The 4,647-nt window shown below is 58.0% G+C and carries 4 protein-coding genes and 1 pseudogene; 1 reads left to right on the top strand and 4 read right to left on the bottom strand.

Going from position 1 to position 4,647, the window contains the following annotated elements; translation table 11 throughout:
- The 3 genes and pseudogenes from Q7T06_RS08965 to Q7T06_RS08955 all read right to left on the bottom strand — a co-directional run.
- A pseudogene (locus tag Q7T06_RS08965) lies at positions 1-334 on the bottom strand (membrane-associated phospholipid phosphatase); the annotation flags it as partial.
- 23 nt (positions 335-357) lie between these two features.
- The gene (lgt, locus tag Q7T06_RS08960) at positions 358-1,158 is read right to left on the bottom strand and encodes a prolipoprotein diacylglyceryl transferase (protein WP_304783706.1); all 801 of its coding nucleotides are present in this window, start codon (positions 1,156-1,158) and stop codon (positions 358-360) included.
- A gap of 3 nt (positions 1,159-1,161) precedes the next feature.
- Complete coding sequence (locus Q7T06_RS08955; protein WP_304783703.1) at positions 1,162-2,055, bottom strand: LysR substrate-binding domain-containing protein; 894 nt, start codon at positions 2,053-2,055, stop codon at positions 1,162-1,164.
- Positions 2,056-2,167: 112 nt separating this feature from the next.
- Between Q7T06_RS08955 and ilvD the strand changes: the two genes are divergently transcribed.
- On the top strand, positions 2,168-3,841 hold the full coding sequence (gene ilvD, locus Q7T06_RS08950) for a dihydroxy-acid dehydratase (RefSeq protein WP_304783700.1): 1,674 nt from the start codon (positions 2,168-2,170) through the stop codon (positions 3,839-3,841).
- 142 nt (positions 3,842-3,983) lie between these two features.
- On the opposite strand, the gene Q7T06_RS08945 is transcribed toward ilvD, so the two are convergent.
- The coding region (locus Q7T06_RS08945) for a dihydroxy-acid dehydratase (protein WP_304783696.1) at positions 3,984-4,647 on the bottom strand (664 nt) is incomplete at its 5' end.

The raw sequence follows: 4,647 nt of genomic DNA, 5'->3' as shown, positions 1-4,647 counted from the left end.
CAAGGCCGAAACCGATTGCCATCAACAAACCGAATAGCTGTATTTTCCGTGTCTGCTTCAGCAGCAACAAGTAGATCAGGACCGGAGCAATCGCCGTGGCGCGCATCGCATGGCCGCTGATGCCGGTGAAGTCTATCGCTGCAATACCTGCGCCCCAGCCGATATAGGCAATCTTGGTCGCGATCACCAGCACGATGCCGGCACCGAACAGCAGGCACCAGAGCAAGCATGGTTTCCATGCCCGTGCACCAGCCAGCCAGGCGGCCAGCAAGGCAGCGAGCGGCATCGTGAAATTGCTGTCGGCAAGCTTGGTAAACGTCAGCCAGGAAACCATCTAGTGCCCAGCGCGCTGCATCGTCATTGCTTGCGTTCCTTGCGATACGCAAGCAGCAACATGACGATGCCCAGCACGATCAGCGGCACTGACAGCATCTGTCCGGCAGAAATCGTGACGCCGGCGAAATGCACTTCGTAATCCGGCGTGCGGAAATATTCGGTAAAGAAGCGCGCCGCGCCATACAGCAGCGCAAACATGCCGCCGACTGCCATGCGGGGCCGCGGCTTGCGCGAGAACAGCCACAACAGGATGAACATCAGCAAGCCATCGACCAGCGCCTGATACAGGGGTGAAGGGTGACGCGGCAGGTTGTCTACATTCGGCCAGATCATCGCCCATGGCAATGACGCATCGGTGACGCGGCCCGGTAATTCTGCATTGATGAAATTGCCGAGGCGGCCGAAGGCATAACCAAGTGGCACCATGGGCGCGATGAAGTCCCATACGTCCAGCACATTGCGTCCCTGCTTGCGCGCCCACAAACTCATCGCAAACAGCACGCCGAGGAAGCCGCCGTGGAAGGACATGCCGCCTTTCCATACCTTGAAGATTTCCAGCGGGTTTGAAAAATAATAAGATGGATCGTAAAACAATACTTCACCCAGCCGGCCGCCGACGATCACGCCCAGCACGCCATAGAACAGCATGTCGTCTATGTCTTCCTTCTTCCATCCGGCTTGTGCAATATGCGGCTGTTTGATGCGTATGCGTGCCAGCCAGATGAACTGGGCAAAGGCAGCGAGATACATCAAGCCATACCAGCGTATCGCGAGCGGGCCGATTGATAGTGCAATCGGGTCGGGCATAGGGTGTATCCACATGATCTAGTTCTTTCGCAATAATTCAAGAAAAGCGTGCAGCACCGGCGAGGCATTATCGCGCCGCCATGCCAGCCCGGTTTCGACCAGCGGCGTTTTATTTGCCAATGGTTTGTAGTCGACACCAGGGCGTTTCAGGTTCGACACGGATTGTGGCACAAGCGCGATGCCCATGCCCGCCGACACCAGGCCGATGATGGTTTGCATCTGTATCGCTTCCTGGCCTATGTGCGGCGTCAAACCGGCATCGCGATAGCAAGCCAGGATCGCATCGTGGAAGGCCGGCGCTATCCGGCGCGGGAAAATAATCAGCGGCATATCAGCCAGCGCCTGCAAGCTCACCACCGTTTTCCCTTTGATTGCCTTCAGTCCCTTAGGTGCAGCGAGGATCAAAGGTTCAGATATCACAGGCAAATAATCCAGTTGCAGTTTCGCCTTGTCGGGCAGCGGCGGGATCAGCAGACCGACATCGACCCGTCCCTGCATCAAGTCGTCGAGCTGGATATCGGTCGTCGCTTCGCGCAAATCGATTTCGACATCCGGATAGGTGGCGCGGAATTCGCGCAGGAAAGGGGGCAGCACGCTGTAATCGGCGGTGGACACAAAGGCCAGCGACAGGCGACCGGATGCGCCCGATGCTGCGCGCCGCATCAGGTCGGGCAGCGCAGCCGTTTGCTGCAAAATGCGTTGTGCTTCCGGCAGCAAGGCGGCGCCAGCCGGCGTCAGTGCGACGCTGCGACTGGTGCGGCGGAACAATTGCACGCCCAGCATCGCTTCCAGCGACTGGATCGCCTGCGACAGCGGCGGCTGCGTCATGTGCAGGCGCAGCGCGGCACGGCCAAAATGCATTTCCTCGGCCACGGTGACGAAGTAGCGCAGCTGTCTGAGTTCTATATTCATGGCGTCAGTTTAATCGGTATTGATACTCTATACATATTGATCATGATGGAATCATATAATTGACACCCAGCTCAGTGCAAGGCAATCTAGCGGCTCTTAACCCGGAGGCATCATGGCATTCAATCGTCGCTCAAAAAACATCACGCAGGGCGTATCCCGCAGCCCTAACCGCTCCATGTATTACGCATTGGGCTATGAAAAAGCCGACTTCGACAAGCCCATGGTCGGTATCGCCAACGGTCACTCGACGATTACGCCATGCAACTCCGGCCTGCAAAAACTGGCTGATATCGCGATCACGGCGATCAAGGATGCCGGCGCCAATCCGCAAGTGTTCGGTACGCCGACCATTTCCGACGGCATGTCTATGGGCACCGAAGGGATGAAGTATTCGCTGATTTCGCGCGAAGTCATCGCCGACTGTATTGAAACTGCCGTCAACGGCCAGTGGATGGATGGCGTGCTCGTCATCGGCGGCTGCGACAAGAATATGCCGGGCGGCATGATCGCGATGCTGCGCACCAACGTGCCCAGCATCTATGTCTACGGCGGCACCATCAAGCCGGGCCACTGGAAGGGCAAGGACCTGACCATCGTGTCCGCATTTGAAGCCGTCGGCGAATTCACCGCCGGCCGCATGTCGCAGGAAGACTTCGACGGCATAGAACGCAATGCCTGCCCGTCGTCCGGTTCCTGCGGCGGCATGTACACCGCCAACACGATGTCATCTTCATTTGAAGCGCTCGGCATGGCGCTGCCATATTCATCGACGATGGCCAATCCCGACGATGAGAAAGTCGGCTCGGCTGCCGAATCGGCCCGCGTGCTGGTCGAAGCGATCAAGAAGGATTTGAAGCCGCGCGACATCGTCACGCGCAAGGCTATCGAGAATGCGGTTGCAGTCATCATGGCAACCGGCGGCTCGACCAACGCAGTGCTGCATTTCCTGGCGATCGCGCACGCAGCGGAAATCGACTGGACCATAGATGACTTCGAGCGCATGCGCAAAAAAGTCCCGGTCATCTGTGATTTGAAGCCGTCGGGTCAATATGTCGCAACCGATCTGCACCAGGCTGGCGGCATTCCGCAAGTGATGAAAGTGCTGCTCGATGCCGGCCTGTTGCATGGCGATTGCATGACGATCACCGGCCAGACCATAGCCGAATCATTGGCGGACATTCCATCGGTGCCGCGTGCCGATCAAAAAGTGATACACACGATAGACAAGGCCCTGTATGCACAAGGCCACCTGGCCATCCTGAAAGGCAATCTGTCGCCCGAAGGTTGCGTAGCCAAGATCACCGGCTTGAAAAATCCTGTCATCACCGGACCTGCGCGCGTATTCGATGATGAATACTCGGCAATGGATGCCATCATGGCAAACAAGATCGTTGCCGGCGATGTGCTGGTCATGCGCTACCTCGGACCTAAAGGCGGCCCGGGCATGCCCGAGATGCTGGCGCCTACATCTGCTCTGGTCGGGCAGGGTCTGGGTGAATCGGTAGGCTTGATCACCGACGGCCGTTTCTCCGGCGGCACCTGGGGCATGGTGGTCGGTCACGTGTCACCGGAAGCCTTTGTCGGTGGCACCATCGGTCTGGTCGAAGAAGGCGATTCAGTGACGATAGATGCACGTCAATTGCTGATTCAATTGAATGTGCCGGAAGAAGAGATCGCACGTCGCCGCGCCAACTGGAAGCAACCTGCACCGCGTTACACCCGTGGCGTGCTGGCGAAATATGCGGCCTTGGCATCGACTGCCAGCAAGGGTGCTGTCACTGGTTGATCGCTGCTACACAGAACGCAAAAAAGCCGGATGAAAATCCGGCTTTTTTTATGGGTAAAGCTGCTTTGTGGGATGGCTGCTTGCGACCAAACGCATGCATCGCTGCGGCTCTTCCTATGCCCTCAGATCCGTCGCGCAGCGATCAGCGCTTCAGTTGTGACAGGTCACGCACTGCACCGCGGTCTGCGGAAGTCGTCAGCGCGGCATAGGCTTGCAGCGCTTGCGAGACATAACGCTCGCGGTTCACCGGCCGCCAGGCGCCTTCGCCGCGTGCTTCCATCGCGGTGCGACGGCGCGCCAATTCTTCCGCGCTGAGGCGTAGGTTGATCGTGCGTAATGGAATGTCGATGTCTATCATGTCTCCTTCTTCCACCAGGCCGATCGCGCCACCTTCGGCTGCTTCCGGCGAGGCGTGGCCAATCACGAGGCCGGAGGAGCCGCCAGAGAAACGGCCGTCGGTGAACAAGGCGCAGGCCTTGCCGAGTCCCTTCGACTTTATGTATGAGGTCGGGTACAGCATTTCCTGCATGCCCGGACCGCCTTTCGGTCCTTCGTAACGGATGATGACGACGTCGCCTGCATGCACGGTATCGCCGAGGATCGCTTCCACCGCCGAATCCTGACTTTCAAACACGCGTGCCTTGCCGGAGAATTTCAATATGCTTTCATCCACACCGGCGGTCTTCACGATGCAACCTTTCTCTGCAATATTCCCGTACAGCACAGCAAGACCACCGTCCTGGGAATACGCATGCGCGAGGTCACGAATGCAACCGGCGCTGCGATCGAGGTCGTTCTTTTCGTAG

This window comes from Herminiimonas sp. (genome assembly GCF_030645555.1).
In the GTDB taxonomy this organism is placed as follows: domain Bacteria; phylum Pseudomonadota; class Gammaproteobacteria; order Burkholderiales; family Burkholderiaceae_D; genus Oxalicibacterium.
This window is presented reverse-complemented; position numbering and strand designations above follow the sequence as displayed.

Bases quoted from the DNA above. Each gene is read 5' to 3' on its own strand.
- lgt (WP_304783706.1), bottom strand. From the start codon at position 1,158: ATGTGGATACACCCTATGCCCGACCCGATTGCACTATCAATCGGCCCG.
- Q7T06_RS08955 (WP_304783703.1), bottom strand. From the start codon at position 2,055: ATGAATATAGAACTCAGACAGCTGCGCTACTTCGTCACCGTGGCCGAG.
- ilvD (WP_304783700.1), top strand. From the start codon at position 2,168: ATGGCATTCAATCGTCGCTCAAAAAACATCACGCAGGGCGTATCCCGC.